Source organism: Ruegeria sp. CDSA221 (assembly GCF_059611825.1).
Window position 1 is genome coordinate 32,388 of record NZ_JBXWPK010000012.1, and the last position, 25,515, is coordinate 57,902.

26 protein-coding genes are annotated in these 25,515 nt (G+C 58.2%); 18 read left to right on the forward strand and 8 right to left on the reverse strand.

The features are described 5' to 3' along the window. Window positions 1–19: 19 nt before the first annotated feature. From AC2FJ5_RS16320 to AC2FJ5_RS16330, 3 genes are all read left to right on the forward strand, one after another. Window positions 20–529, forward strand: coding sequence for an imm11 family protein (locus AC2FJ5_RS16320; RefSeq protein WP_496794047.1), 510 nt, complete (start codon window positions 20–22; stop codon window positions 527–529). Window positions 530–604: 75 nt separating this feature from the next. After that, window positions 605–1,423: an MBL fold metallo-hydrolase gene (locus tag AC2FJ5_RS16325; protein ID WP_496794048.1), complete on the forward strand. Its 819-nt coding sequence runs from the start codon at window positions 605–607 to the stop codon at window positions 1,421–1,423. A gap of 38 nt (window positions 1,424–1,461) precedes the next feature. Next, window positions 1,462–2,877, forward strand: a complete 1,416-nt coding sequence (locus AC2FJ5_RS16330) for an FAD-binding oxidoreductase (protein WP_496794050.1) — start codon at window positions 1,462–1,464, stop codon at window positions 2,875–2,877. Window positions 2,878–2,889: 12 nt separating this feature from the next. Here AC2FJ5_RS16330 and AC2FJ5_RS16335 read toward each other — a convergent pair whose 3' ends face one another. Then, the gene (locus AC2FJ5_RS16335) at window positions 2,890–3,429 is read right to left on the reverse strand and encodes an adenine phosphoribosyltransferase (protein ID WP_142638010.1); all 540 of its coding nucleotides are present in this window, start codon (window positions 3,427–3,429) and stop codon (window positions 2,890–2,892) included. Window positions 3,430–3,741: 312 nt separating this feature from the next. Between AC2FJ5_RS16335 and AC2FJ5_RS16340 the strand changes: the two genes are divergently transcribed. Then, entirely contained in the window at window positions 3,742–3,915 is a 174-nt protein-coding gene (locus tag AC2FJ5_RS16340) for a hypothetical protein (RefSeq protein WP_496794051.1), read from the forward strand. A 4-nt stretch (window positions 3,916–3,919) separates the two neighbouring features. Here the strand turns inward: AC2FJ5_RS16340 and AC2FJ5_RS16345 are convergent, their stop codons facing one another. The 3 genes from AC2FJ5_RS16345 to AC2FJ5_RS16355 form a co-directional block, all read right to left on the reverse strand. Continuing rightward, window positions 3,920–4,549: a LysE family translocator gene (locus AC2FJ5_RS16345; RefSeq protein ID WP_496794052.1), complete on the reverse strand. Its 630-nt coding sequence runs from the start codon at window positions 4,547–4,549 to the stop codon at window positions 3,920–3,922. 51 nt (window positions 4,550–4,600) lie between these two features. Beyond that, window positions 4,601–5,617 carry a DUF418 domain-containing protein gene (locus AC2FJ5_RS16350; protein WP_496794053.1) on the reverse strand — a complete coding sequence of 339 codons (1,017 nt, stop codon included), beginning with the start codon at window positions 5,615–5,617 and terminating at the stop codon, window positions 4,601–4,603. A gap of 99 nt (window positions 5,618–5,716) precedes the next feature. Beyond that, window positions 5,717–6,589 carry an S-methyl-5'-thioadenosine phosphorylase gene (locus AC2FJ5_RS16355; protein WP_496794055.1) on the reverse strand — a complete coding sequence of 291 codons (873 nt, stop codon included), beginning with the start codon at window positions 6,587–6,589 and terminating at the stop codon, window positions 5,717–5,719. A gap of 302 nt (window positions 6,590–6,891) precedes the next feature. Here AC2FJ5_RS16355 and AC2FJ5_RS16360 point away from each other — a divergent pair, with 302 nt between their 5' ends. Then, entirely contained in the window at window positions 6,892–8,526 is a 1,635-nt protein-coding gene (locus tag AC2FJ5_RS16360) for a SulP family inorganic anion transporter (RefSeq protein ID WP_142638018.1), read from the forward strand. 31 nt (window positions 8,527–8,557) lie between these two features. Here AC2FJ5_RS16360 and AC2FJ5_RS16365 read toward each other — a convergent pair whose 3' ends face one another. Continuing rightward, window positions 8,558–9,196 carry a CatB-related O-acetyltransferase gene (locus AC2FJ5_RS16365; protein ID WP_496794056.1) on the reverse strand — a complete coding sequence of 213 codons (639 nt, stop codon included), beginning with the start codon at window positions 9,194–9,196 and terminating at the stop codon, window positions 8,558–8,560. Further along, window positions 9,196–9,801 (reverse strand): flavin reductase family protein, encoded by a 606-nt coding sequence (locus tag AC2FJ5_RS16370; protein WP_496703327.1) that lies wholly within the window; start codon window positions 9,799–9,801, stop codon window positions 9,196–9,198. The genes AC2FJ5_RS16365 and AC2FJ5_RS16370 overlap by 1 nt, the downstream gene beginning before the upstream one ends. A 71-nt stretch (window positions 9,802–9,872) precedes the next feature. On the opposite strand from AC2FJ5_RS16370, the gene AC2FJ5_RS16375 reads away from it, so the two are divergent. The 5 genes from AC2FJ5_RS16375 (at window position 9,873) to AC2FJ5_RS16395 (ending at window position 12,902) form a co-directional block, all read left to right on the forward strand. Continuing rightward, the gene (locus AC2FJ5_RS16375) at window positions 9,873–10,367 is read left to right on the forward strand and encodes a GNAT family N-acetyltransferase (protein WP_271950478.1); all 495 of its coding nucleotides are present in this window, start codon (window positions 9,873–9,875) and stop codon (window positions 10,365–10,367) included. A gap of 53 nt (window positions 10,368–10,420) precedes the next feature. Next, entirely contained in the window at window positions 10,421–11,179 is a 759-nt protein-coding gene (locus tag AC2FJ5_RS16380) for an EcsC family protein (RefSeq protein ID WP_496703329.1), read from the forward strand. Window positions 11,180–11,275: 96 nt separating this feature from the next. Then, window positions 11,276–11,734, forward strand: a complete 459-nt coding sequence (locus tag AC2FJ5_RS16385) for an NUDIX hydrolase (RefSeq protein ID WP_496703331.1) — start codon at window positions 11,276–11,278, stop codon at window positions 11,732–11,734. Between the two features lie 70 nt (window positions 11,735–11,804). Further along, window positions 11,805–12,260, forward strand: coding sequence for a DUF1178 family protein (locus AC2FJ5_RS16390; protein ID WP_271950473.1), 456 nt, complete (start codon window positions 11,805–11,807; stop codon window positions 12,258–12,260). A 3-nt stretch (window positions 12,261–12,263) separates the two neighbouring features. Beyond that, window positions 12,264–12,902 (forward strand): SDR family NAD(P)-dependent oxidoreductase, encoded by a 639-nt coding sequence (locus tag AC2FJ5_RS16395; RefSeq protein WP_496794057.1) that lies wholly within the window; start codon window positions 12,264–12,266, stop codon window positions 12,900–12,902. Here AC2FJ5_RS16395 and AC2FJ5_RS16400 read toward each other — a convergent pair. Then, on the reverse strand, window positions 12,896–13,252 hold the full coding sequence (locus AC2FJ5_RS16400) for a hypothetical protein (RefSeq protein WP_142638033.1): 357 nt from the start codon (window positions 13,250–13,252) through the stop codon (window positions 12,896–12,898). The two genes, AC2FJ5_RS16395 and AC2FJ5_RS16400, sit on opposite strands and share 7 nt — an antisense overlap. Window positions 13,253–13,416: 164 nt before the next feature. On the opposite strand from AC2FJ5_RS16400, the gene AC2FJ5_RS16405 reads away from it, so the two are divergent. The 6 genes from AC2FJ5_RS16405 (at window position 13,417) to AC2FJ5_RS16430 (ending at window position 22,216) form a co-directional block, all read left to right on the forward strand. Then, a complete protein-coding gene (locus AC2FJ5_RS16405; RefSeq protein ID WP_496703335.1) occupies window positions 13,417–14,655 on the forward strand; it encodes an aspartate kinase in 1,239 nt (412 codons plus the stop codon). A 46-nt stretch (window positions 14,656–14,701) separates the two neighbouring features. Continuing rightward, window positions 14,702–16,945: a phosphoenolpyruvate--protein phosphotransferase gene (ptsP, locus tag AC2FJ5_RS16410; protein WP_496794059.1), complete on the forward strand. Its 2,244-nt coding sequence runs from the start codon at window positions 14,702–14,704 to the stop codon at window positions 16,943–16,945. A 138-nt stretch (window positions 16,946–17,083) separates the two neighbouring features. Then, window positions 17,084–18,529 carry a glucose-6-phosphate dehydrogenase gene (gene zwf, locus AC2FJ5_RS16415; protein ID WP_142638040.1) on the forward strand — a complete coding sequence of 482 codons (1,446 nt, stop codon included), beginning with the start codon at window positions 17,084–17,086 and terminating at the stop codon, window positions 18,527–18,529. Window positions 18,530–18,531: 2 nt separating this feature from the next. Further along, window positions 18,532–20,337 (forward strand): phosphogluconate dehydratase, encoded by a 1,806-nt coding sequence (gene edd, locus AC2FJ5_RS16420; RefSeq protein WP_496794060.1) that lies wholly within the window; start codon window positions 18,532–18,534, stop codon window positions 20,335–20,337. A gap of 5 nt (window positions 20,338–20,342) precedes the next feature. Continuing rightward, entirely contained in the window at window positions 20,343–20,975 is a 633-nt protein-coding gene (locus tag AC2FJ5_RS16425) for a bifunctional 4-hydroxy-2-oxoglutarate aldolase/2-dehydro-3-deoxy-phosphogluconate aldolase (RefSeq protein WP_142638043.1), read from the forward strand. 50 nt (window positions 20,976–21,025) lie between these two features. After that, window positions 21,026–22,216: a pyridoxal-phosphate-dependent aminotransferase family protein gene (locus tag AC2FJ5_RS16430; RefSeq protein WP_496794061.1), complete on the forward strand. Its 1,191-nt coding sequence runs from the start codon at window positions 21,026–21,028 to the stop codon at window positions 22,214–22,216. Window positions 22,217–22,342: 126 nt separating this feature from the next. On the opposite strand, the gene AC2FJ5_RS16435 is transcribed toward AC2FJ5_RS16430, so the two are convergent. Further along, window positions 22,343–23,458 (reverse strand): pyridoxal phosphate-dependent aminotransferase, encoded by a 1,116-nt coding sequence (locus AC2FJ5_RS16435; RefSeq protein WP_496692872.1) that lies wholly within the window; start codon window positions 23,456–23,458, stop codon window positions 22,343–22,345. 93 nt (window positions 23,459–23,551) lie between these two features. Here AC2FJ5_RS16435 and AC2FJ5_RS16440 point away from each other — a divergent pair, with 93 nt between their 5' ends. Next, a complete protein-coding gene (locus AC2FJ5_RS16440; protein ID WP_496692871.1) occupies window positions 23,552–24,622 on the forward strand; it encodes an SMP-30/gluconolactonase/LRE family protein in 1,071 nt (356 codons plus the stop codon). 66 nt (window positions 24,623–24,688) lie between these two features. Then, window positions 24,689–25,471 carry a crotonase/enoyl-CoA hydratase family protein gene (locus AC2FJ5_RS16445; RefSeq protein WP_496692870.1) on the forward strand — a complete coding sequence of 261 codons (783 nt, stop codon included), beginning with the start codon at window positions 24,689–24,691 and terminating at the stop codon, window positions 25,469–25,471. Window positions 25,472–25,515 lie beyond the last annotated feature (44 nt).

The following is a 25,515-nucleotide window of genomic DNA, read 5'->3' on the forward strand; positions in this document are numbered from 1 at the left end:
GGAGCGAGCCGTTGAAGCAATGAAGCGGAACAGACTTGGCGAACCGCAGCCCGAAGATTGCTTCCCCAAAGAAGTGTACGCGAAATACAAAGACAAAAAGGAAAAGAAGCAGCCGGACTTCTTTATGGCTGGAGGGCTATGGACGGTTTCTGCAGCATGCGCCGCTGTTCTACGCCAATTCGACCTTGGTGACGGAAATCTCTATCCAGTCAAACTGTTTCAACACGATCGCACCACACCGGTTGAGGGCGAGTATTTCTGCTTGAACTTTGGGGCGCAAAAAACGGCCGTGCTGACCGATCAATCACCGCGTATAGATAAGCCATATGAAAACCACAACATCTGGGAGCCGCCCGGCGCAATGCAAGACAAGGACATCGCCGTGAGCGTGTCTGCGTTGGATGGGCCCGACATCTGGATCGACACACAAATGCGCGACGCGTTTTTTGTGAGCGACGCATTGGCACAGGCCTTGCGTGCGGCGAAGGTCTCACGCCCGTTCAGGCTACGTAAGTGCATCGTGGTTTGAGGCACTTCAACCCGCGGAAAGTTCAATTTCACTTTGCGGTCGCGATTCAACCGTGCTCTGCGCTACAATCACGTCATGCGCTGGGTGGTTTTGGCATTTTTGGTGATCTCGGGCGGGGCTGTGGCACAGGAGCGGCGGCCAAGCCATTGCATCGCCGTTGCGGATGCGTCACCGGGGATCGAATACCTGCATAAAGCAGCCTGGCAGGATCCGGTACCGGAGTATTCCGTCCGGATCAACTATATCGCCCATGCGTCTTTTCTGATCCAGACGCAGGGCGGGTTGAACGCCGTGACGGATTTCACCGGGTTCATCGGCGGGGCCAGTCTGATTCCCGATGTGGTGACGATGAACCACGCCCATGGCACGCATTGGACCGAATACCCCGATCCCGCCATTCCGCATGTGCTGGAGGGGTGGGGCGTGTTCGGGGAGGGGATCGAACATCATCTGGATCTGGACGAGATGCTGGTGCGCAATGTCTCGACCGATATCCGTTCTGTTTATGGCGGGGTCGAAGAACGTGGCAATTCGATCTTTGTGTTTGAGGTGGCGGGCTTGTGTATCGGGCATCTGGGTCATCTGCACCACGTCCCATCGGACGCGCAATTTGCGGCCCTTGGGCGGTTAGATGTTGTCATGGCCGCCGTTGATGGCGGGACGACCATGCCGCTGCCCGAAATGATCTCTGTTCTGAAACGATTGAAAAGCTCGGTCATTATTCCGATGCATTGGTTTTCGGACTATTCGCTGGATCGGTTTCTGGCGGATGTCAGGGGCGATTTCCCGGTTGAGCGCGATGGCGTGTCGGAAATCACCGTATCCCTGCGCTCACTTCCGGACCGGCCAACGGTGGTTGTGTTAGAGCCGCAATACCTGATCGAGTTGGAATAGGGCTTGTCGGGACCCGTTGCCTTGGGCAAGGAATGGGCATGACCCTGAATCCCGCAGACGATCAATTCGCCCAATCAATTCGCGCCGCCTTGCCGGATGAAGTGCTGCGACCGGTCACCGCGCGATATCTCGAGGAGCCGCGCCGTCGGATTTCCGGGCAGGCGGGGGTGCTTGCGGTGCCCAGAACGGCCGAGGAGGTGGCGGTTCTGATCCGATTGGCTGCCGAGGCATCGGTCCCGGTGGTGCCATATGGGGGCGGCACCGGTGTTGTTGGCGGTCAGGTGACGTCGGACGGGCCTGCGCCTTTGCTAATCTCGCTAGAGCGGATGACAGCGATCCGGGCTGTCTATCCGACAGAGAATGTGATGATTACAGAAGGTGGTGTGATCCTTGCAGATGTGCAGGCGGCTGCCGAAGGCGCGAACCGGTTATTTCCACTTTCCCTTGCCTCACAGGGGTCATGTAGGATCGGAGGGAACCTGTCGACAAATGCAGGGGGGGTTAACGTGTTGCGCTATGGAAACGCCCGTGACCTGTGTCTGGGCCTTGAGGCGGTTCTACCAAGTGGCGAAATCTGGCATGGGCTCAGCCGGTTGCGAAAGGACAATACCGGGTATGATCTGCGCAATCTTTTGATCGGAGCCGAAGGGACGCTAGGGATCATCACTGCGGCGGCACTCAAGCTGTTTCCCCGTCCTGAGGCGGTTGGAACGGCCATGGTTCAGGTCACCTCTGCCGAAGCGGCGGTTGATTTGCTGGCGCTGGCGCGGGACCTCATGGGCGACAGCGTCAGCGCATTTGAACTGATTCACCAACAGGGGCTTTTGTTCCTGAGTGAGGTTCTGCCAGAGACGCGGCAGGCTTTTGCCGAGCCGCCCGAATGGTCTGTACTGATCGAGATTGGCTTGTCGATGGGACAATCACCTGAAACCGCGTTTGAGGTGCTGTACGAGGCCGCTGACGCACGTGGGCTGGTCACCGATGCGGTGATTGCACAAAGCGAGGCGCAGCGGCAGGACATTTGGGCCGTGCGCGAGCGTATTCCGGATGCAAACCGGCTGATCGGGTCGGTCTCAAGCCACGATATCTCGGTGCCGATCTCGGCCATCCCAGAATTTATCCGGCGTGGTGCAGATGTTGTGGCCACGCTTGGTCCGTATCGGGTGAACTGTTTTGGGCATCTGGGCGACGGGAACCTACATTACAATGTGTTTCCGCCAAACGGGCATTCCCGGTCAGAGTATGACGCCGAAAGTGCGAAGGTAAAAAGGGCCGTTCATGACCTTGTGCATGAGTTTCAGGGATCCGTCAGCGCAGAGCACGGTATCGGGCGATTGAAGACCGAAGATCTGGAGCGATATGGCGATCCGGTCAAATTGAGCGCGATGCGGGCGATCAAATCGGCGTTGGACCCCAAAGGGATCATGAACCCCGGCGCGGTCCTGCGGCTGTAACTGTGGGATCGATCAGAGTCCTTCGAATTCGCACAGGACATGAACATCCATGCCCATCTCTTCCAGAACCTTGCGCCCGCCCAGTTCTGGCAGGTCGATGATGAAGGAACATGACACGATCTCGCCGCCCAGCCGTTCGATCAGTTTGATCCCGGCGGCGGCGGTGCCTCCGGTGGCCAGCAGGTCATCCACGACGAGAATTTTCTCACCCGGTTGGATGGCATCATCGTGAATCTCGACAATGGCCTCGCCGTATTCCAGCGTGTAATCCTGGCTGATTGTTGTGCCGGGCAGCTTGCCCTTTTTGCGGATGGGGACGAAACCGACGCTCAGCTGATGTGCGATGGCGCCGCCCAATATGAAACCGCGCGCCTCAAGTCCCACGACCTTGTCGATCTGTTCGCCAGCATAGGGGTGCAACATTTGGTCAATCGCCATACGAAACCCGCGCGGGTCCGCAAACAAGGTGGTGACATCCCGAAACATGATCCCTTCGTGCGGAAAGTCGACGATGGTTCGGATGTAATCCTTGACCGACTTGTTTCTTGACATGACCATCCCCTTCTGGCGTCAAAACACGCTGGGTTGTTTGGCCCATCGGGGACGGTCATGCAAGAACAGAATGAATGTGCTGGCTTGCAATCTTCCTAGAACGTGCGATTGCCTATCTCACCGAAAAAACCAGATAGGTTTCCCAAGACGTCGTCTTTTTTAGCCAATGCGTTGGTTCCGAAAAAGAATTACCTGAATTGAACACAGGCTACTTGCAAAGATTCCGCAAGGTTGTTAGCTGCCCATCATATGTTTTCTATATACTTAGTATATACGTTTCATTCCTTCTGAAGTCTTTTGGAGACAAAGTGCATGTCAGGGACAGATCGTAAGGTTTCAGTCAAAAAGGACAGCCAGTTGGTTCTGCGGCTGGATCGTGGCGAGCGCGATGCTTTTGTAGAGCTGTGCAGGGAACTCGACACGTCGGCGGCGCGGGAAATCAGGCGGTTTATCCGCGGATTTATGAATGATCACGCTGCAGAATAGGCCCTCAGGCCGGGCGACGCAGGATTGATGTGGCGATCCCCATACCGATCAGGGTCAGCCCCCCGAAACGCGTCAATGCGCGAATGGTGCTTGCGCGGCCGATCATATGGCGCAGCCGATCTGCCAAAAGGGCATAGGCCAATGCGTTCAACCAGGCCAGCCCAACGAAAGTGCCTATCAGGATCGCGAATTGAGGGCCTAAAGGTTCGGTAGGGCGCAGGAATTGCGGCACGAAGGCGATAAAGAACGCAATCGATTTGGGGTTCAGGGCGGTTACAGCGGCGGCGTGACCAAAGACGCCTCGCGCAGAGATATCTGCGCCGGGTTCAACCGCTTGCAGCCCCGCCGATGGGGCGCTGCGGAGTAACTTGATACCCAGCCACACCAGATAGGCCGCGCCGATCCACTTCAATACGGAAAACAACGTAGCTGAGGCCAGAACCAATGCCCCCAATCCCAGCAATGAGGCCGTCATGGCCACCAAATCGCCAACCGCCACCCCGGTGGCCGAGGCTACGGCAACGCTGCGGCCTTTGGACAGCGCATAGCTGAGCACCAGCAGCACAGTGGGGCCGGGGATCAGCAGCAAAGCGGTGGATGCGGCCACAAAGGCCAGCCAGAGGTCAAAGGGCATGTGATCTCCGATTATGATACGCGGGTATCAAGCTTTGGTGACGGGCAAACGTCAAGCCCCCGATGGGCGCGTCACACGGTGCATCAACGCCTCAAGTGGTCCGCGTCTGAAGCGCAGGAACCATAGCAGAGCAAATCCTGAGGACAGCACGCAGAAACCCAAGGCGTAGCCAACGATCTGTGGCGCGCTGAGCGATCCGTCCAGCAGGCCGGCCTCTTCCAGAATGCCCATCCCAATCACGATATGTGCCAGATACAGCGTCAAGGCCTGCCGCCCCGGCGCAGTCAGTGCCGGTGCGACGCCCAGCTCCTGAATCCGCGGCCAGAGCTTTAGCAACAGGCCGATCACCACGCAGGCGGATCCAGCCCCGGCCAAAATGTAAAACGGCCCGGGAGGGATGGATTGAGTGCCCAGATAGGCCACCAGATCGGGATCGGTTGCCAGCTTTTGCGGAAACAGGGCCAGAACCGCTGCGCCAAATCCCCACATGATCAACCGGTGCTGAACACAGACCGTCTGCAGTTGCGATCGCCCAATCGCTATACCGATCAGCAAGAACGCTGCCCAAGGTAGAACGGGGTGCCAACCATTGAACAGCAAGTTTCGTACAAAGCCCGGTATCGTCCACAGGTCGGTATGGGTCAGGGAAACCCAGTCCCATCCCTGATCATAGTCAAAGATAAGATTGGCGAGAACGGCCAGGACAACGACACTGCATGCGCCAAGCCACAAACCAAAGATGGACGAGGACAGAAACGCCGCGCCGACAACAAAATACAATGCATAGAAATGCAGGATATCGGCCTCAAACATGGTCATGTTGATCAGGCCAAGTACGAACAGAAATGCAGCCCGTCGTAACAGAATTCCAGCAGAAGGGCTGGACAGGCCAATACCGATCCCGGCCAGAATGACATACAATGCAGCAGCACGACCTTCCAGTGCATCGACAAGCGCCGATGCCCAGTCATCTGTCGGTTTGACCTGCGCCGCGATGCGAAAGTTCACCAGCACCATGCCGCAAAATGCCAGAAAGCGTGCGGCGTCCAGGGCCTCGAGCCGTTTCATTCCTATCCTCTTCGTTCCCTGCCGCCCGTACCGAACTTAAAAGGCTGCCTTTCGGTTAAGTACTGATGCGGCCGACCGGAATAGGGTTGATACCAATCGCTAGAGCACCCGCCCCGCGACTGCGTCCAGTTTCGCCAGCAGCGCCGGATCACGTTTTTCTGGCGCGGTCAGGATCGCGTATTCCAGCGCCCGGTCACACCCGTGCGGGCAGGGCAGGCGCGCTGCTCCCAGCAACTCTGGCAAGCCCTTGACCAGCGCTCGGCCTTTTTCGGCGTTCCCGGTCAGGGTGGCGATAATGGCGGTCACGTCGACCTCGCCATGGTCCGGGTGCCAACTGTCATAGTCGGTGACCATCGCGATCGAAGCATAACAAAGCTCGGCTTCTCGGGCGAGTTTAGCCTCGGGCATGTTGGTCATTCCGATCACATCGCAGCCCCAATGCTCGCGGTACATTTTGGATTCCGCCAGTGTCGAGAACTGCGGCCCCTCCATCGCCAGATAGGTGCCGCCGCGATGAATGGTGATGCCGGCGGCCTTGCCAGCCGTCTCGCAAGCATCTGACAAACGTGGGCAGGTCGGGTGGGCGACGCTGACATGGGCCACGCAGCCGGAGCTGAAAAAGCTTTTGTCCCGCGCAAAGGTGCGATCGATGAACTGGTCGACGACAACAAAATCTCCGGGCGCCATATGCTCGCGGAATGATCCGCAGGCCGAGATCGAGATCACATCCGTGATCCCCAGACGTTTCAGCGCGTCAATATTGGCGCGATAGGGCACGTCCGTCGGCGAATGAATGTGGCCACGCCCGTGGCGAGGCAGGAACGCCATCTCGATCTCGTTCAGCGCGCCGGTCAGTATTTGGTCCGAAGGCCTACCCCAAGGCGTTTCAACCGAGACCCATTGCGCATTCTCCAATCCGTCGATGTCGTAAATGCCTGATCCGCCGATGACGGCAATCTTGGTCTGGGTCACTGGTTTTCTCCGATTTTGGCGCCTGTTCAGCGATTTGTGCGCTGCGCTGCATGGTTTGACAAGGGTGATCGCCCGGTGGTTCTATCACTTTTTTCGCAGGGATTCGGGTCGTTGCTATCCGAGCCAGGCAGAGCATCAAGCCAAGGTGTGACGGCAACGAACCGACATCAATTCACCTATTCGCGAGATATGTGCTATGCGTGCTGCGCATATCAGCCTCCCGCCTGATGCGGTGGCTCAAAAACCGGTTCACAGATAGAAGTCCCTTTTTCGCGCGAACCCATAAACCAACAGGACGCCCTATGCCCCGAGCTATGCTGGCAAGCTTTGCCAATCGTATCGCCAAACCTGATCTTCGTTGGGTTCCGGATGAGGGCCTGACCGTCTCGCGCCTTCGGATCGAGCTGCTGTCCGGCCTGACGGTTGCACTTGCTTTGGTCCCTGAGGCGGTGGCCTTTGCGTTTGTCGCGGGCGTGCATCCTCTGGTTGGTTTGTATGCTGCGTTCATGGTGGGGCTGATCACTGCACTGATTGGTGGCCGTCCGGGTATGATTTCGGGCGCAACCGGGGCGCTGGCCGTGGTGATGGTTGCCTTGGTGGCAGAACATGGGGTCGAATACCTCTTCGCTACAGTGGTTTTGATGGGAATACTGCAGCTGATCGCAGGGGCGATGCACTGGGGGCGTTTTATCAGGCTGGTACCACATCCAGTGATGCTGGGGTTTGTGAACGGATTGGCCATCGTGATTTTTCTGGCCCAGATGGGCCAGTTCAAAGTTCCCGGCAGCATGGAAAACACGGGCCATGGCATGAGCGGTGGCGAATGGCTTTCCGGTATTCAGCTTTTTACTATGTTGGGTCTGGTCGGCCTGACTATGGCGGTGATCCTTATCGTGCCGCGCATTACACGCATTGTCCCGGCGCCTTTGGCAGGGATCATGGTCGTCGCAGCATTGGTGATTGGTTTTGGACTGGACGTCCCACGGGTGGGCGATCTTGCCTCGATCGAAGGTGGCTTGCCGCCGTTCCACATCCCGATGGTGCCGCTGAACTGGGAGACGTTTGAGATCATCCTGCCATACGCCGTCATATTGGCAGCGATCGGCCTGATCGAGTCGCTTCTGACGCTGAACCTTGTTGGCGAAATCACCGGCAAACGTGGTGGTGCCTCGCAAGAATGTATCGCCCAAGGGTTTGCCAATGTGGCCACTGGCTTTTTCGGAGGCATGGGCGGCTGTGCCATGATAGGTCAGTCCATGATCAACGTGAAATCAGGTGGGCGCACGCGCATTGCCGGTATCGCAGCGGCGCTGTTCCTGTTGGTATTCATCCTGTTCGCCTCCCCGCTGATTGAGCAGATTCCATTGGCCGCTTTGGTCGGGGTCATGTTCATGGTGGTGATCGGGACCTTCGCCTGGAACTCGTTCAAGATCATGCGCAAAGTGCCCTTGATGGACGCGTTTGTCATCGTGCTGGTGACTGTCGTGACCGTGATGGAGGACCTGGCGGTAGCGGTTGTTGTTGGTGTGATCGTCTCGGCCCTGGCTTATGCTTGGAACAACGCCAAGCGTATCCATGCAATCACCCGCGATTCACTGACGGAAAAAGGCGCAAAGGTCTACGAGATTCAAGGGCCGCTGTTCTTTGGTTCGTCCGAGGGATTTGTTGAGATATTCGACGTTTCAAACGACCCGGAAACCGTGATTGTCGATTTTGCCGAAAGCCGTGTGGTGGATCAGTCGGCATTGCAGGCCATCGAGAACATCGCTTCGAAGTATGAAGCCGCAGGAAAGCGCGTCATGCTCCGCCACCTCAGCCGTGACTGTCACAAACTGCTGAACAAGGCAGGCCATTTGATGGTCGACAGCGACGATGACCCCGATTACGCGCTGGCGGTCGATTATTCTGTTCGCACCGGCATTCTGGGTGGGCACTGATTGTGAAAGGCGGCCAAATAGGCTGCCTTTTTTAGGGGGCTAAACGCTCCAGCATATCGACGTTTCCGGACAGCAGAGCGCTTTCGGATTCGGTAATCAGATCAGTTGGCCAATCCCACCACTTCAAAGCAAGCAGCCGGTCGATTGTACCGGCCTCAAACCGATACCGTCGTACCTCTGCAGGATTGCCTGTCACGATTGCATAAGGCGGTACTGTTCCGCGCACGACGGATCCTGCACCGATAATGGCGCCATCTCCGATTTTAGCGCCAGGCATGATCAAGGCACCGTATGCGATCCAAACGTCATTTCCGATCACGGTATCGCGCCTGTCAGGTTGATATTCCAACAGCTTTTCGGGATCGAAAACGGGAAAAGGATAGCATGTCGCCCCGCTCATGGCGTGATTGGCCGATGAAGTGATGAACCGGACGCCGTGGGCGATTTGACAGAATCTACCCAAGACAAGTTTTTCGCGGGAAAACGGGAATAGATAAGGGGCAAGGCGTTGCGCCCAATCCTCTGGTGCGTCGAAATCCGACGCATAGCTATATTCACCGGCTTCTATTCTGGGGTGGTCGATAGCCTGAGACAGGAAGACCGTACCCGGGTGGTCCGAGCCGTCAGGCAATGTGATTGGGTATCGGCGCGATGCGTCAGGTAAAGGCATTAGTCATCCGGTCTTGAAAGGCTGAACAGCTCGGACGCGACCGAATAATCCCGGTAGCCAAGCCGTGCCAGTGGTTTGAAAGACGTCACATCGAATTTGCCATCCCGCATATGGTCGTCGTGCAGATGCACTCCTGTCACTTCGCCGAACACAACCCGGTTCGCCTTTCCGGGCAGGGTCACGATCTGCGTGAGCTTGCATTCCAATGCGGCTGGGGCACCTTCGACACGGGCGCAGGGGATGGTCTCGCATTCGATTGCGGTAAGGCCGGCGTGTTTGAACTCGTCGACATGTTTGGGCAGCGCGGCTGAACTGGCGTTCATTGCGTCGCGGTGGGCGTGGGCGACAACGTTCACGCAGAATACGCCTGTTGCCTCGATATTGGCGATGCTGTCCTTTCCACCGTCCTGATCGGCCTTGGTTCCGGTCGAGGCAAACATGACCTGCGGGGGTGTGTAGGCCACACCATTAAAGAACGAATAGGGCGCGAGGTTGTTGGTCCCATCCGCGCCACGGGTTGATATCCAGCCGATCGGGCGCGGGGTGATAATGGCGTTGAACGGATTGTGTGGCAGGCCGTGGCCGTCTTCTGGGCGATAGAACATAAGGTCTCCAAGCGTTTGCCCAAGGCGTAACGAAGTGCTAGGGCGAATTCCAGCTAGGAAAAGAGGGCAGGGTGCAGCAATTCGTGATCAGGCCGGAGGAGCCGGACGATTGGTGGGAAGTCGAGGCTTTGTACGATTTGTGTTTTGCGCCCGGGCGCGAAGCGCTGTCTTCGTATCGCCTGCGCGATGATGTTCCGCCAATGTCAGGCTTGTCACAAGTGGTGCGGGACGGGCAGGATATCCTGGCCGGTGCAATAAGATTCTGGCCCGTGCATGTTGGCGATCAGGACGCGCTGCTTTTGGGCCCTGTGGCCGTCCACCCGACCCATCAAGGTGAAGGACTGGGTGGATTTTTGATCCACGAAGGATTGCGGGCCGGGCGAACCAAGGGTTGGGACAGGGTCATGTTGGTCGGGGATGCACCCTATTATGCTCGGTTTGGATTCACCCGTCTGACCGGGGTCGAGATGCCCCCGCCAACCAACCCGGATCGGGTTCTGGGCGTAGACCTGATACCCGGCGGATGGGACGGAATAACTGGTCTGGTAACTCGCTGGAGCCGCTGAGCTATTGAAACCGCTGCGGTAAGTGCCGATGTTCTAGGGGCAGGAGGGTACTTATGCAGGACTTGGTTCTTGTCGGAAAACTCAATGCCGAAGCGGAACTGGACCGTTTGGCCGGATATTACCAATCCGCCGGAGGGCCGGGCGTCAAGTTGTTGAACAGTGTCGGTGGCTCGGCAGAGTCATTGCTTGAACAGCTGCCGCCATCTGTGCGCGAAGCCCTAACCGGGGCGACAGAAAAGGCGCTTTGGATTGCGATGAACGCGGCTGAAGGGTCGCGTAGGGCGGTGCCCGATCAGTTGCCATGGGTCAATACGGCCCTGACGACAGCCATGGGAGCTGCAGGCGGTATCGGTGGCGTTCCGACCGCATTGATGGAGTTACCGGCAACCACGACCATGCTGCTGCGTTCAATTCAGGGCGCTGCGGCGCGCGAAGGGTTTGACCCTTCAGAGGTTGGTGTCAAATTCGACTGTGTCCGGGTATTGTCAGCCGCTGGTCCGATGTCTTTCGATGACGGCGCGGATCTGGGTTTCTTTTCGGCGCGTCTGACCCTGACAGGCCCAGCTTTGCAAAAGCTGATATCTGCCGTTGCCCCGAAACTGGCGGTGGTTTTGGGGCAAAAACTGGCTGCGCAATCCGTGCCTGTGTTGGGCGCCATTGCCGGTGGCGGGACGAATTACGTCTATACCCGCTATTACCAACAGATTGCCCGCGTCCACTTTGGCCTCAGGCGGCTGTCGGTAGATGCCGATATCCCGCATGAGGTTCTGGTCCGCAAACTTGAGGCGCGGATGCAAGGGATTGAAAAATAACACTTCATATGGCATTCTTCAGATGCGGGCCCGCTAAATAAGCGCAAAAGCGCATCGGGCGGGCATATACAACGTTCCCTGAAGAGGCAGCAGGACGTGATCGAGCAAAGGCAACTCAACCTGCATCAAGCGGGCACTGTACGAGTCGTACGGCAATCGGCGGCTCTGTGCTATCGTGTCCAAAGCGGCACGCCAGAGGTGTTGCTTATTACGACGCGTGGTTCCGGTCGCTGGATCATACCCAAGGGGAATTTGATTGATGGCCTTTCGCCCTCCGGTGCGGCCAGTCAAGAGGCCTGGGAAGAGGCTGGTGTGACCGGTACATGTACCCCAAATGCCTTTGGGCAGTTCCTGCACTACAAGCGGCGGCACAAGAAAGGATCAGCGGTTTATCTGGTCGATGTCTATCCGCTGGTGGTCAAATCCCTGGCCGCGCGATACCCTGAATGGCAAGAGCGCAAGCGCAGGTGGTTTTCGCTGGGACATGCCGCCTCTCGGGTTAATTCGCCCGATCTTGCATCATTGTTACGCAATGTAGAGCATTTGTATCACTGATGTCCCCCTCAGGGGCTTGCCATTGCAATAGTGGTTGGTATCTATTTGGCATCCGACATTTGGACAGAACATGATTCAATATGCGTTGAAATGTAATAGCGGTCACAGCTTTGACAGTTGGTTTCAATCAGCCGCCGCTTACGACAAACTTGCCGCCGCGGGCATGGTGACATGCGCTGTGTGCGGTGATCCGCAAGTTGAAAAAGCAATCATGACCCCGCGTGTCCGCCCCGGACGTACGGTCGAATCTCGTACCACGGTCCCGGCATCTCGGGATGAGGTCGTCAACATGGCAACGCCAAGCGTTGATGTCGAGAAAGCCCTTTCCGAGCTGCGGCGCAAAGTCGAGGACAACTCGGATTACGTTGGCAAGGATTTTGCCAAAGAGGCCCGTAAGATTCATTTGGGCGACGCGCCGGAACGTGCGATCTATGGCGAGGCCAAGCCAGAAGAAGCCAGGGCATTGATCGATGACGGCGTACCTGTTGCGCCGCTGCCTTTCGTACCTTCGCGCAAGACGAACTAGCCGATGCATGTTGTTATCACCGGTGCTGGGCGGGGGATCGGAAAGGTTCTGGCGGACAGGTATCGTGCGCAAGGATGCGACGTAACGGGCACGGCTCGGGATGGCAGCGCGGAGGTGGCGCTGGATGTAACAGACCCGAAACAACATCAAGCGATGGCGGAAAAACTGGCAATGCGCCCTGTTGATCTGCTGGTCTGCAATGCCGGTGTATATCTGGATAAATCCCAAACCATCGATGGCTACCCCGCCGAAATGTGGGCGCAGAGTTTCGCTGCCAATGTGACCGGGGTCTTTCTGACAGTTCAGGCCTTGTTGCCCAATCTGCGCGTAGCGCAGGGCAAGATTGCGATTTTATCCTCGCAGATGGCCTCGCACAGGCGGGCGCCTGGTGGCAGCTATATCTACCGCTCGTCCAAGGCTGCTGTTCTGAATCTGGGGCGCAATCTGGCTGTGGACCTGCGCGGCGACGGCATTTCAGTAGGCATTTACCATCCCGGCTGGGTTCAGACGGATATGGGTGGGACCGGGGCTGATATCACGGTTGATAAGGCTGTTCAGGGCCTGATCAACCGTTTCGATACTCTGTCACTTGAAAGTACTGGGTGCTTTGAAACCTATGAAGGCCAGTCGCACCCTTACTGACGGGCAAGAGCGACTTTAGGGATCTCATATACCTCACCGGGATCAACGAAAATCACCATAACATCGCCTCGGTTTTCATAGGTGATCTTAGCTGCCGAATTTGTTGAATCCGGGATGCCATCGGTGAAATAGATGTTGCGGACTTCGCCATTTCCCATCGCAACCGCAAGCGTAGAGCTGCCGTCGTCACGGCGCCGCATTTCGGCGTTGCAAGTGCGCATCGCCTCGCCTGGGCTGGTCGCACAGGGCACCTTCCCCAAGGCGTTTTGACCGTCGGTGCCGGTCAGCGAGGCGACTTGCGCCGCCGCAGGTGTGGAAAATAGGGCAAGGACAAGGGCAAGACGGTGCATTGAATACCTCGTAGTGAATTTGATGCGTCAGGCTTACACCGTCATACGCGGTTGTAAAGCGATGCTAGGCCCCGACTGATGCGGTATTGCACTCTTGCTCTTGCGGCCCCCCTCGCATAAGACGCACGGGATCTGAATTCCAAGGCGCGGAGACATCAGCCCCCATGCCCGTACTCGTGATGAAATTCGGCGGCACATCCGTCGCAAATCTGGACCGTATCCGCCGTGCTGCAAAGCGCATCGGCGTTGAGGTGGCCAAGGGTTATGACGTGATCGTCATCGTCTCGGCCATGTCGGGCAAGACCAACGAGCTGGTGGGCTGGGTCAACGAAACCTCGCCACTGTTTGATGCGCGCGAATATGACGCCGTGGTGTCTTCGGGGGAAAACGTCACCGCCGGCCTTATGGCGCTGACATTGCAAGAGATGGACATACCAGCCCGCAGTTGGCAGGGCTGGCAGGTGCCGTTGCTGACCACCAGCGCCCACAGCCAGGCCCGGATCGAGGATATCCCGACCGACAACCTGAACCAGAAATTCGGCGAGGGTATGAAAGTGGCCGTTGTCGCGGGTTTCCAGGGTCTCAGCCCCGAAGGCCGTATCACGACACTGGGCCGTGGCGGGTCGGATACCACTGCCGTGGCCTTTGCTGCTGCATTCGGGGCCGAGCGCTGCGACATCTATACCGATGTAGACGGCGTTTACACGACCGACCCGCGCATCTGCCAAAAAGCGCGTAAGCTGGATCGGATCTCATTCGAAGAAATGCTGGAACTGGCCTCGCTTGGGGCTAAGGTGCTGCAAACCCGCTCGGTTGAGCTGGCGATGCGATATAAAGTGAAATTGCGCGTTCTCTCAAGTTTTGAAGAACAATCCGACGAGGCCGGTACGCTGGTCTGCGACGAGGAGGATATCATGGAATCCAATGTTGTGGCCGGTGTGGCCTATTCTCGTGACGAGGCCAAGATGACCGTCGTTTCCGTGGCGGACCGCCCCGGTATCGCCTCGATCATCTTCACGGCGCTTAGCGACGCGGGCGTGAATGTGGATATGATCGTTCAGAACATCTCGGACGAAGGGCGCACGGATATGACCTTTTCCTGCCCCACGGATCAGGTGACGCGCGCCGAAAAGGCGCTGTTGGCTGTGAAAGACCGAGGAGAGCTGAACTATGCCGACCTCGTCGCAGATAATGATGTCTGCAAGGTTTCTGTGGTCGGGATTGGAATGCGTTCGCAATCGGGTGTTGCGGCAAAAATGTTCAAGATACTCTCGGATGAGGGTATCAACATCAAGGTCATTACAACCTCTGAGATAAAAATTTCTGTCTTGGTGGACAGGAAATACATGGAACTTGCGGTTCAGGCACTGCATGATGCCTTTGAATTGGACAAGGCGGCCTGAGCAATTCAGCCAAGGGTCACGCCTGAAACCTTAGACTGGTTGGGCTATGGCAGACGGCACTGAAACAGAATCCCGTAAGCTGCTGGTGCGGCTGCGTGAAGAGATGGCGAGCGAAGCTGCCGGCCAGGAACGTCTTGACCGGATCACTCACCTGATCGCAGACAGTATCCGGGCCGAGGTCTGCTCGATCTATCTGTTCCGCGACGAAGAAACCCTGGAACTTTGTGCGACCGAAGGGCTGTCGCCCGAGGCTGTTCATAAGACCCGTATGCGCATGGGCGAAGGACTGGTGGGGCGCGTCGCGAAATCCGGCAAAATCGTGAATACGCCCGATGCGCCGTCAGCCAAGGGCTTTCGCTATATGCCGGAAACGGGTGAGGAGCGTTTCTCGTCTTTTCTGGGTGTGCCGATTCAGCGGCTGGGTGAAAAGCTTGGCGTTCTGGTTGTTCAGTCCCGCAACGCGCGCGAATATTCTGCGGATGAAGTTTATGCGCTGGAAGTGGTTGCAATGGTTCTGGCCGAAATGGCTGAACTGGGAGCATTCGTTGGCGAGGGCGCGGCCCTGTCGCCACGCCACCAGCAACCGGTTCAGTTTACAGGCGGCCCTGCACAAGAGGGCTCGGCCGAAGGCCATGTCTGGCTGCACGAACCGCGCGTTGTTGTTACCAACCCGATTGCCGATGACCCGCACCGCGAACAGGAGCGTCTGACCGAGGCGGTCGAAGAATTGCGCGTCGGTGTCGACAAGATGCTCGAGATATCCAAGAACGGCGACAAGGAACAGCTTCAGGTTCTGGAAGCCTATCGCATGTTCGCCAACTCCAAGGGCTGGATGCGCCGAATGGAAGAGGACATTGCACTTGGGCTTAGCGCCGAAGCTGCGGTGGAAAAGGAACAATCCCAGGCGCGCGCGCGCATGAGCCAAGTCTCCGACCCCTATCTGCGCGAGCGATTGGCGGATTTGGACGATCTCAGCAACCGTCTGCTGCGCATTTTGACCGGGCAAGGGCAGACAAACAGTGCCGACCTGCCACCGGACCCAATCCTGGTTGCCCGGAATATCGGTCCAGGTGACCTGCTGGAATATGGCCGGTCCTTGAAAGGCATCGTGCTCGAAGAGGGCTCGGTCGGAAGCCATGCCACCATTGTTGCCCGTGCTTTGGCCATACCACTGGTGGTCCATGTTGGGCGCATTACGACCGAGGCCCTGAACGGAGACCATATCCTGGTTGATGGCGATCAGGGCACTGTGCAGCTCAGACCAGAAGATACCGTGGTCAGCGCGTTCCGCGATAAGGTCGCGATGCAGGCCAAGGCGCAGGAACGCTATGCCTCAATCCGCGAAACGCCAACGGTGACGCGGGATGGAGAGCGGATCAATCTGGTGATGAACGCGGGTCTGATGGCGGACCTGCCTTCGCTGAACAATTCCGGTGCCGAAGGCGTGGGCCTGTTTCGTACCGAGCTGCAGTTCCTGATCCGCAATAAGATGCCCAAGCGTTCCGAGCTTGTGACGCAATATCAGCGGGTTCTGGATGCGGCCGATAAAAAGCGTGTGGTATTTCGCACGCTGGATATCGGGTCCGACAAAGTTCTGCCCTACATGAAACATATCGAGGAGCCGAACCCGGCCTTAGGCTGGCGCGCAATTCGGGTTGGCCTGGATAAACGCGGCGTGATGCGGATGCAGCTGCAGGCTCTGATCCGGGCCGCCAATGGTCGTCCGTTGACGGTCATGTTCCCATTCGTGGCACAAGCGGAAGAGTATTATGAAGCGCGATGGGAAGTGAATAAGACCATCGACCGCGAGAAACGTCTGGGCCATGCCCTGCCTGAAAGTATTGAAGTCGGAGCGATGTTGGAAACACCCTCGCTCGCTTTTGCACCGCAGAAGTTTTTTGACGAAGTCGATTTCATTTCGATTGGTGGCAATGATCTGAAACAGTTCTTCTTTGCTGCCGACCGTGAAAACGAGTTGGTCCGCCGCCGCTATGACTCGCTGAATGTCAGTTTCCTGACTTTTATCGAACGGATCGTAGAACGCTGCAACATCTCGGATACGCCACTCAGCTTCTGCGGTGAAGACGCAGGACGCCCGGTCGAGGCACTGTGTCTGGCCGCGATGGGAATCCGGACGTTGTCGATGCGCCCGGCGTCGATTGGGCCGGTCAAAAGCGTATTGTTGCGGGCAGATCTGCTAGCAGTGCGCAAGATCATATCGGACGCTCGTCATCGCGGAGAGCAATCCGTGCGACCGGCTGTGATGGAATGGTTACGCAGCCAGGGGTAGTGCGTCAAATCCACCCTTGCTTTCTTTTCTCGCTTTGCCTAAGGAAATGGTGAATGTTAGCGATAACATTTTCTATTCACCGGCGCTGTCAGCTTTAAGTGCTATTGTGGTTCAGCAGAGGATTGAAGGAGCCCGACGATGGTTTCACGCGTAATTCCCGTTAACCCGTTCGATCTGGTGCTGTTTGGCGCGACCGGTGATCTGGCGCAGCGAAAAATCCTGCCGGGTTTGTGTCATCGTTTCGAAGTCGGCCAGATGCCAGACGAAGCCCGGATTATCGGGTCTGCCCGATCCGCCATTGATAGCGACGCGTTTCGGGATCAGATACGCGCCTCGATGAAAGAGTTCGCGCCGGAATTCAAAAAAGACGTTCTGGACCGCTTTCTGTCACGCGTGGAATATGTACAGGTTGATGCCTTGGGTGATGCGGGCTGGGACAATCTGGCCAAGTCATTGCGCCCAGACGTTGTGCGAGCGTTTTACCTTTCTGTCGGCCCAAGCTTGTTCTCGGGCATTGCGAAACGGCTGAACGATCACGATCTTGCAACGCCTGACAGTCGTATCGTTGTGGAAAAGCCGTTTGGTCATGATCTGGCCTCGGCCAAGGCGCTGAACGAAGGGCTGCGCGCCTGTTTCGAAGAACATCAGATCTATAGGATCGACCACTATTTGGGCAAAGAGACCGTGCAGAACCTGATGGCCCTGCGCTTTGCCAATTCCCTGTTCGAGCCGTTGTGGAACGCAACACATGTCGACCACGTCCAGATCACCGTGGCTGAAACCGTCGGCGTCGAGGGGCGTGGGGCCTATTACGATCAGTCGGGTGCAATGCGGGATATGATCCAGAACCACTTGGTACAGCTGCTGTGCCTGACAGCGATGGAGCCGCCGTCCAAGTTCTCTCCCAACGCGGTTCGCGATGAAAAGGTCAAAGTGATCGAGGCGCTTGAGCCGGTGATGCCTGCGGATATCGCCCGCGGTCAATACCGCACGGGCGAGGGCGGTGACGGGTATCTGGACCATGTCGGCAACCCTGCAAGCCGGACAGAAAGCTATATTGCGCTAAAGGTTCATTTGGGTAACTGGCGTTGGGCTGGGGTGCCTTTTTATCTGCGCACCGGAAAACGTTTGCGTGCGCGCGAGTCGGAAATCGCCGTCTACTTCAAGGATCCTCCACACACTATCTTCCCCAATGTAGGGCCATTGCATGGAAATGTGCTGGTGATCCGTCTGCAACCGGACGAAGGGATCACCCTGCGCACCACCATCAAAGATCCCGGTCCGGGCGGATTCCGGCTGTCGGATGTGTCGCTGGATATGAGTTTTGCCGAGGCGCTGGGCGCAGATGCGCGGGCTCAGGACGCTTATGAACGGCTGGTGATGGATGTGATCCGCGGCGACCAGACCCTGTTCATGCGTGGCGACGAGGCCGAAGCCGCCTGGGCTTGGGTTGACCCTATTATTCAAGGTTGGGAAAACCGGGGCGACCGGCCATCGAAATATGATCAGGGCAGTTCCGGGCCCGAAGAAGCTCTGATGCTGATGCATCGCGACGGGCGCCGCTGGCGTCAGATCGGAGGTTAGACATGGTTAATTTAGTTATCACCGACGTCACGCAACGGATTATAGCGCGCAGCGCCGATTTGCGCGGCCCGCATCTTGAGCGGATGGAACAGGCCCGGTCCAAAGGCCCGGCGCGGGCGCATCTGTCCTGCAGCGGTCAGGCCCACGCCTATGCCGGCGCAGGCGATGACCAACAATCGATGGCCACTGGTACGGCGGGCAATCTGGGCATCGTCACCGCCTATAACGACATGCTGTCAGCCCATCAGCCGTTCGAGCGCTATCCCGGCCTGATCCGCGATGCGATCCGCACCGCAGGTGGAACCGCGCAAGTGGCAGGTGGCGTACCGGCAATGTGTGACGGCGTCACGCAGGGCGAGGCGGGGATGGAACTGTCGCTGTTCTCGCGCGATGTGATCGCATTGGCTACAGGCGTGGCGCTGAGCCACAACACTTATGACGCTGCCGTGTTTCTGGGGGTCTGCGACAAGATCGTGCCCGGCCTTGTGATCGGCGCGCAGGCGTTCGGCCATCTGCCAGCTGTATTTCTGCCCGCAGGCCCGATGACCAGCGGTTTGCCAAATGACGAAAAGGCCAAGATCCGCCAGAAATTCGCCGCCGGAGAGATCAACCGCGCCGAGCTCATGGCCGCCGAGATGGCCGCCTATCATGGCCCCGGCACCTGCACCTTTTATGGCACCGCTAATACCAACCAGATGCTGATGGAGTTCATGGGCCTGCACCTTCCGGGATCCAGTTTTGTCAATCCAAACACACCGCTGCGCGATGCGCTGACTGAAGAAGGTGCGCGCCGTGCTCTGTCGCTCAGTGCGCTGGGCAACAACTATGCGCCGGTCTGCCAGATACTTGACGAACGTGCCTTTGTGAACGGCATCGTTGGTCTGATGGCCACTGGCGGGTCGACAAACCTGCTGATCCACCTGATCGCGATGGCGCGCGCGGGCGGTATCGTGCTGGATTGGCAGGATTTTTCCGAAATCTCCGCCGTGGTGCCACTGGTCGCGCGAGTCTATCCCAACGGACTGGCCGATGTGAACCATTTCCACGCCGCGGGCGGGCTGGGCTATTGCATTGGCACGCTGCTCGAAGACGGGTTGCTGCACCCCGACACGCTGACCGTCGCGGGGCAGGGGTTGCACAATTATACCAAAGAACCCAAGCTGAAAGACGGCGACCTGACCTGGGAGGACGGCGCAGGCCAAAGCCTGAATGACAAGATATTGCGCCCCGCCAAAGACCCGTTCCAACCTACAGGAGGTCTCTCGCGGCTCAGCGGCAATCTGGGTACCGGAGTGATGAAGGTTTCGGCGGTTGCCCCCGAGCATCAGGTGGTCGAGGCCCCGGTGCGGGTGTTCCAAACTCAGGATGCGGTCAAGGCGGCGTTCAAAGCCGGAGAGTTCACGGATGACGTCATCGTCGTTGTGCGCTTTCAGGGACCCAAAGCGAATGGCATGCCCGAATTGCATTCATTGACGCCGATGCTGTCGATCCTTCAGGGCCGGGGGCAAAAGGTGGCGCTGGTGACCGATGGCCGTATGTCCGGCGCATCCGGCAAGGTTCCCGCTGCCATTCATATCTGCCCCGAGGCTCTGGATGGCGGCGCGATCGCCTATTTGCAGGATGGCGACATTCTGCGCGTGGACGCCGTAAACGGCGCGCTCGAAATTCTCACCCCAGGTGTGCTAGATCGCACTCCGGCCACGGCTGACCTTTCTGCCAACCAACATGGTGTCGGGCGCGATCTGTTCGGCGCGTTTCGCAACGCTGTCGGCACCGCGGATACCGGCGCCAGCATCTTCGGAGTGTAAGACCTATGTCCAAGACACAACGCACCCGTGAAATCTGTGCCCTTGCCCCGATTGTCCCGGTTCTTGTAATTGACGACGCCGCCAGCGCACGACCTTTGGCCGAAGCTCTGGTCGCGGGCGGTCTTCCTGCGCTCGAAGTCACCTTGCGCACACCGGCAGCGCTCGATGCGATCCGGGCGATGGCGCAGGTTCCCGGTGGCGTCGTCGGGGCGGGTACATTGATCACGCCTGATGACGTGCGCGCCGCGAAAGAGGCTGGTGCGCAGTTTGGCGTCTCGCCCGGTGCCACTGACGCCCTGATCGCCGCATGCGAAGCCCAAGACCTGCCTCTGCTGCCCGGCGCCGCAACCGCCACCGAGGCGATGGCCCTGCTGGAAAAAGGCTATGACATGCTGAAATTCTTCCCGGCTGAGGCCTCGGGCGGGGCGCCTGCGCTCAAGGCTATCGGCGCGCCCTTGCCGCAAATCACCTTCTGTCCAACGGGCGGTGTATCGCCTTCAAATGCCCGAGATTACCTGTCTCTGTCCAACGTGATCTGTGCGGGCGGCAGCTGGGTAGCACCCAAACAGATGGTCGCAGAAGGCAACTGGTCCGGGATCGAAACGCTTGCCCGGGATGCCGCCAAGCTGATGGATTGACGCCGAAATTGGCCACGTTAGGGTAGGGCCAATTCAAACAGGTTGATCCCATGACACATCCAATCTCCCTCGCGCGTGGGCGCGAGTATCTGGCTATTCCAGGCCCCTCGGTCATGCCTGACGCAGTGCTGCAGGCGATGCACCGACCGTCACCTAATATCTACGACGGCGAATTGATCGAGATGATGCCCGATCTGATCCGCGATCTGCGTCGCGTTGCCCGCACGGCCCATAACGTGGCCATCTACATTGCCAACGGCCATGGCACGTGGGAGGCGGCACTGTCGAACACCATCGCGCCAGGTGAGACAGTGCTTGCCCCCGCATCGGGGCGGTTTACCCATGGATGGGCCGAAATGGCCGAAGGGATCGGCGCTAAGGCGGATGTGATTGATTTCGGAACCAGCTCGGTCTGGGATTTCGATCGCATTGCCGAGGTGCTACGTGCTGATTCATCGCATGATATCAAGGCTATACTTGCAGTTCACGTGGATACCTCGAGCTCAATTCGCAACAACCTCCCGGCGCTGCGCGCGTTGCTGGATGATCTGGATCACCCGGCGCTGGTGATGGCGGACTGCATCGCCTCGCTGGGATGTGAGCAATTCGAGATGGATGCCTGGGGTATCGATGTGACTGTTGCCGCCTGTCAAAAAGGGCTGATGACCCCACCGGGCGTGGGGTTTGTATTTTTCAACGACAAGGCGCAGGCAAAACGGGCCGCAATGCCGCGCGTTTCCCGGTATTGGGACTGGCAGCCACGAGCCAATCCCGAGCTATTCTACCAATACTTCGATGGTACCGCGCCGACCCATCATCTCTATGGGCTGCGGGCCGCGCTCGACCTGATCCACGCGGAAGGGATCGAAAATGTCTGGGCGCGCCATCTACGCCTCGCTCAGGCAATCTGGACCGCCTGCGAAATCTGGGCACAGGGCGGTGCGCTGTCGTTGAACGTAGCTGACCGCGCAGACCGAAGTCATGCGGTCACCGCGCTGCGCCTGAGTGGAGGGCTCGGAACCCCATTGCGGTCCTATACCGAACAATCGCTGGGCCTGACTTTGGGAATAGGCCTCGGGATGGAAGATTGGGACGGCTGTTTTCGCCTGGGCCATATGGGACACATCAATGCACAGATGGTCATGGCGATGCTTGGCGGCGTGGAAACTGCCATGGCCGCCCTTGATATTCCGCGCGGCACGGGTGCGTTAGAAGCCGCCGCCACCGCGCTTGTGACCTGAGACCAGCTCCCGATCTCAGTGCTAATCTGTATCTTCATCTGACTCAAAATACTTTCGGGGGGAATCGCGCAAACGGCGCGATGGGGGCAGACAGCCCCCCCGTCCCGATGGCCATAAGCGAGAGCTTCAGACGTTCAGCGCCCGGGCGTCAGCAAGCGCTTTTGGCAAAGAGGCGGCAAAAGCCCCTAGATTGGAGGCATCGCCGCAGCTCACTCGAATGCACCTGTTCTGAGGCGCGGCAAAGGGCATCCGAACGAAAACCCCCTGCGCCACCAGCGACTCCAGAACAGCCTTGGCAAACACCCCATCCTGACCGCAATCAATGGCCACGAAATTGGTGGCTGAGGGTAAAGGGTGCAGCCCGTTCTCCAACGCTATCGCGTTGATCCTCTCGCGCGCATCTGAGATGCGGGCACGGATTTGTAACAGCCAAACTTCATCCTGCAGCGCAGCCAACGCGCCTGCTTGTGCAGCCTTGTTCATACCGAAATGGTTGCGCACCTTGTTGAACGCCGAGATCAGGCCTGGCGCCCCAATGGCATAGCCGACACGCGCGCCGGCCATTCCGTACACTTTGGAAAACGTGCGCATCCGGATCACACGCGGGTCATCTGCGGCAACCGGCGCTGCAGTCCCGTCGGGGGCGCATTCCACATATGCCTCGTCCAGAACCAGCAAACAGCCATCGGGCAGCGCATCCAATACAGCCACGATATCAGTGCCCGAATGCCAGCTGCCCATAGGGTTGTCAGGATTGGCCAGATAGACCAGCTTAGCCTCGACCTCTGCGGCCTTGGTAAAGAGTGCCTGAGGGTCTTCGTGATCGTCGCGATAAGGAACCGTGTGTATCACCCCGCCAAACCCGGCGACGTGATAGTTGAAGGTCGGATAGGCCCCGTCCGAGGTCACAACCGTATCTCCTTGCCCAACCAGCAGGCGCACCAGATAGCCCAGCAACCCATCAATGCCTTCGCCAACCACGATATTTTCGGGTGAGACGGAGTGGTACTCAGCCAGGGCGTGGCGCAGGTTGTGGTTTTCTGGATCAGCATACATCCAGATATCGCCAGTTGCCTGCCGCATGGCCTCAATAGCGCGCGGCGAAGGGCCAAAGACATTCTCATTCGCACCCAGACGGGCCACAAATGGTGCACCGCGCTGTCGTTCCTGTGTTTCAGGGCCGACAAAAGGCACAGAAGCAGGAAGAGATTGGGCAAGCGGGGTATAGCGTGGATTGGTCATGCAGACAGATAAACGCAAGGTCATCCGACAGGCAACCTTGCTTTGCCTGCACAGTGCCCACAGTCTGGCATCAACAAAAACAAAGGAGTGTCCATGCGCATCGCGATTGGTTTGGCTTTAGTGGGGCTTGCCTATTTGATATTTTGGCCTGTTGGCGTGGACCCAGTGGCCTGGGAGCCGCCCGAAGCTCCGGGCTTTACCGGCGTGTTTGCCGAGAACAACGCTTTGGACAGCCTCGAACTGATCTCTTTGCCGGATGGGGAGGAAGGCCCGGAAGACATCGCGATCATGCCGGATGGCACGATCTACACGACATCCATGTCCGGCGCGCTTTATCGGATCGACGGCGACAGCCCGGTCAAGATCGACGACCTGGGTGGGCGCCCTTTGGGTCTGCAAGCTGGGCCGGACGGCGCGCTATATATCGCAGATAGCTACCGGGGGCTGATGCGCTGGACCGGGCCCGGCACGCTGGTATCCCTTGTGTCCGAGATTGGCGGGTCTCCGGTGGTCTATGCCAATCAGTTGGACGTGGCTCCGGACGGTACGGTCTATTTCTCGAACTCGTCTGATCGGTTCGATCCCGAAACCATGGGCGGTACCAAAGCCACCTCGGTCCTGACCATCTGGGAGCAGTCGGATACGGGATACGTGGCCCGCTATTCCCCTGATGGCACAACAAAAAAGGTGGCCGAGGGCTTTGTCTATACCAATGGTGTAGCGCTTTCCCCGCAGACGGATTTTCTGCTGATCGCCGAAACTGGCCGTGCGCGGGTGCACAAGCTCTGGCTAACTGGGCCGAGTGCTGGGCAGCGCGAGGTGTTGATGGAAAACCTGCCGGGATACCCCGATAACCTAACGGCGCAGGGCGACGGCACTTATTGGATGGCCTTCGCCAGCCCGCGGGTGCCGAGTGAAGCTTTGATGCCCTATCCCTTTTTGCGCAAGGTGATTTGGCGGCTGGGTCCTTTGGTGCGACCGGCCCCGATTCATCGCGGCATGATCGTCCAATTCGACGGGGATGGCACAATCCTGCAAACCTTGCAGGACCCCGGCGGGCGGCTGGGCATCACCACGGCGGGTCAGGTCGTTGGTGACCTGTTCTATGTCATGACGCTGGATTCGCCGTGGTATGGCCGAATGCCCGTCGCTGATTTGCCCTGACGTCGTGGTGGCACTGTCCTCATCTTGCTGGCATGGTTGACGCAACACTGATTTCCGGAGGGACCAATGTCTCGCGTTTCCATCGAATACAAAGACCATATCGCCCATGTCACGCTAACCCGTGGCGACAAGATGAACGCGCTGGACGAAGCCATGATCAAGGCGATCCTGTCTGCCGGGCAAGAGGTGGCGGTTTCCGACGCCCGCGCCGTGGTGCTGTCGGGTGAGGGTAAAAGCTTCTGCGCCGGTCTCGACATGGCCAGTTTCGCCAGCATGGCCCACAAGGACCCAACCGAATGGCTGATGAACCGCAGCCATGACGACGCCAACGAAATGCAGGAGCTTGCCTTGATCTGGCGCCGTGTCCCCGTTCCAGTCATCTGTGCCATTCAGGGTGTGGCCTATGGTGGTGGTCTGCAAATCGCACTGGGCGCGGATATCCGCATTGCCCACCCCGAGGCGAAATTGGCGGTGATGGAGATGAAATGGGGTATCATTCCCGACATGGGCGGCATGGTTCTGCTGCCCGAGCTTGTGCGCTCGGACGTGCTGCGCTTGCTGACGTATACTGCACGTCCAATAGGCGCGCCGCAGGCGGCTGATTGGGGGCTGGTCACGAAACTCTCGGACGATCCTCTGACCGAGGCGCTGGCTCTGGCTGAAGACATCGCAGGCCAAAGCCCTTCAGCCATCCGTGCCGCCAAGCGCCTGATCGACGTGGCCGAAACCCGTACGCGAGCCGACGTTCTGCTGGCCGAATCTGCCGAACAGGTGGAGCTGATCGGCAAACCCGATCAGATGGAGGTTGTCATGGCGCAGATGCAGGGCCGTAAGCCCAAGTTCAAGTAGTCACCACATGAATCCCGATGCGCATCGCGGACCTGCGCGTCAGG

What these genes read in the sequence shown, in the direction of transcription:
- AC2FJ5_RS16320 (WP_496794047.1), top strand. Translation starts at nt 20, where the DNA reads ATGAAGCGGAACAGACTTGGCGAACCGCAGCCCGAAGATTGCTTCCCC.
- AC2FJ5_RS16425 (WP_142638043.1), top strand. Translation starts at nt 20,343, where the DNA reads ATGTCCAAGACACAACGCACCCGTGAAATCTGTGCCCTTGCCCCGATT.
- AC2FJ5_RS16405 (WP_496703335.1), top strand. Translation starts at nt 13,417, where the DNA reads ATGCCCGTACTCGTGATGAAATTCGGCGGCACATCCGTCGCAAATCTG.
- edd (WP_496794060.1), top strand. Translation starts at nt 18,532, where the DNA reads ATGGTTAATTTAGTTATCACCGACGTCACGCAACGGATTATAGCGCGC.
- AC2FJ5_RS16330 (WP_496794050.1), top strand. Translation starts at nt 1,462, where the DNA reads ATGACCCTGAATCCCGCAGACGATCAATTCGCCCAATCAATTCGCGCC.
- AC2FJ5_RS16440 (WP_496692871.1), top strand. Translation starts at nt 23,552, where the DNA reads ATGCGCATCGCGATTGGTTTGGCTTTAGTGGGGCTTGCCTATTTGATA.
- AC2FJ5_RS16380 (WP_496703329.1), top strand. Translation starts at nt 10,421, where the DNA reads ATGCAGGACTTGGTTCTTGTCGGAAAACTCAATGCCGAAGCGGAACTG.
- AC2FJ5_RS16335 (WP_142638010.1), bottom strand. Translation starts at nt 3,429, where the DNA reads ATGTCAAGAAACAAGTCGGTCAAGGATTACATCCGAACCATCGTCGAC.
- AC2FJ5_RS16350 (WP_496794053.1), bottom strand. Translation starts at nt 5,617, where the DNA reads ATGAAACGGCTCGAGGCCCTGGACGCCGCACGCTTTCTGGCATTTTGC.
- zwf (WP_142638040.1), top strand. Translation starts at nt 17,084, where the DNA reads ATGGTTTCACGCGTAATTCCCGTTAACCCGTTCGATCTGGTGCTGTTT.
- AC2FJ5_RS16365 (WP_496794056.1), bottom strand. Translation starts at nt 9,196, where the DNA reads ATGCCTTTACCTGACGCATCGCGCCGATACCCAATCACATTGCCTGAC.
- AC2FJ5_RS16445 (WP_496692870.1), top strand. Translation starts at nt 24,689, where the DNA reads ATGTCTCGCGTTTCCATCGAATACAAAGACCATATCGCCCATGTCACG.
- AC2FJ5_RS16400 (WP_142638033.1), bottom strand. Translation starts at nt 13,252, where the DNA reads ATGCACCGTCTTGCCCTTGTCCTTGCCCTATTTTCCACACCTGCGGCG.
- AC2FJ5_RS16395 (WP_496794057.1), top strand. Translation starts at nt 12,264, where the DNA reads ATGCATGTTGTTATCACCGGTGCTGGGCGGGGGATCGGAAAGGTTCTG.
- AC2FJ5_RS16360 (WP_142638018.1), top strand. Translation starts at nt 6,892, where the DNA reads ATGCCCCGAGCTATGCTGGCAAGCTTTGCCAATCGTATCGCCAAACCT.
- AC2FJ5_RS16340 (WP_496794051.1), top strand. Translation starts at nt 3,742, where the DNA reads ATGTCAGGGACAGATCGTAAGGTTTCAGTCAAAAAGGACAGCCAGTTG.
- AC2FJ5_RS16390 (WP_271950473.1), top strand. Translation starts at nt 11,805, where the DNA reads ATGATTCAATATGCGTTGAAATGTAATAGCGGTCACAGCTTTGACAGT.
- AC2FJ5_RS16345 (WP_496794052.1), bottom strand. Translation starts at nt 4,549, where the DNA reads ATGCCCTTTGACCTCTGGCTGGCCTTTGTGGCCGCATCCACCGCTTTG.
- AC2FJ5_RS16325 (WP_496794048.1), top strand. Translation starts at nt 605, where the DNA reads ATGCGCTGGGTGGTTTTGGCATTTTTGGTGATCTCGGGCGGGGCTGTG.
- AC2FJ5_RS16430 (WP_496794061.1), top strand. Translation starts at nt 21,026, where the DNA reads ATGACACATCCAATCTCCCTCGCGCGTGGGCGCGAGTATCTGGCTATT.
- ptsP (WP_496794059.1), top strand. Translation starts at nt 14,702, where the DNA reads ATGGCAGACGGCACTGAAACAGAATCCCGTAAGCTGCTGGTGCGGCTG.
- AC2FJ5_RS16370 (WP_496703327.1), bottom strand. Translation starts at nt 9,801, where the DNA reads ATGTTCTATCGCCCAGAAGACGGCCACGGCCTGCCACACAATCCGTTC.
- AC2FJ5_RS16435 (WP_496692872.1), bottom strand. Translation starts at nt 23,458, where the DNA reads ATGACCAATCCACGCTATACCCCGCTTGCCCAATCTCTTCCTGCTTCT.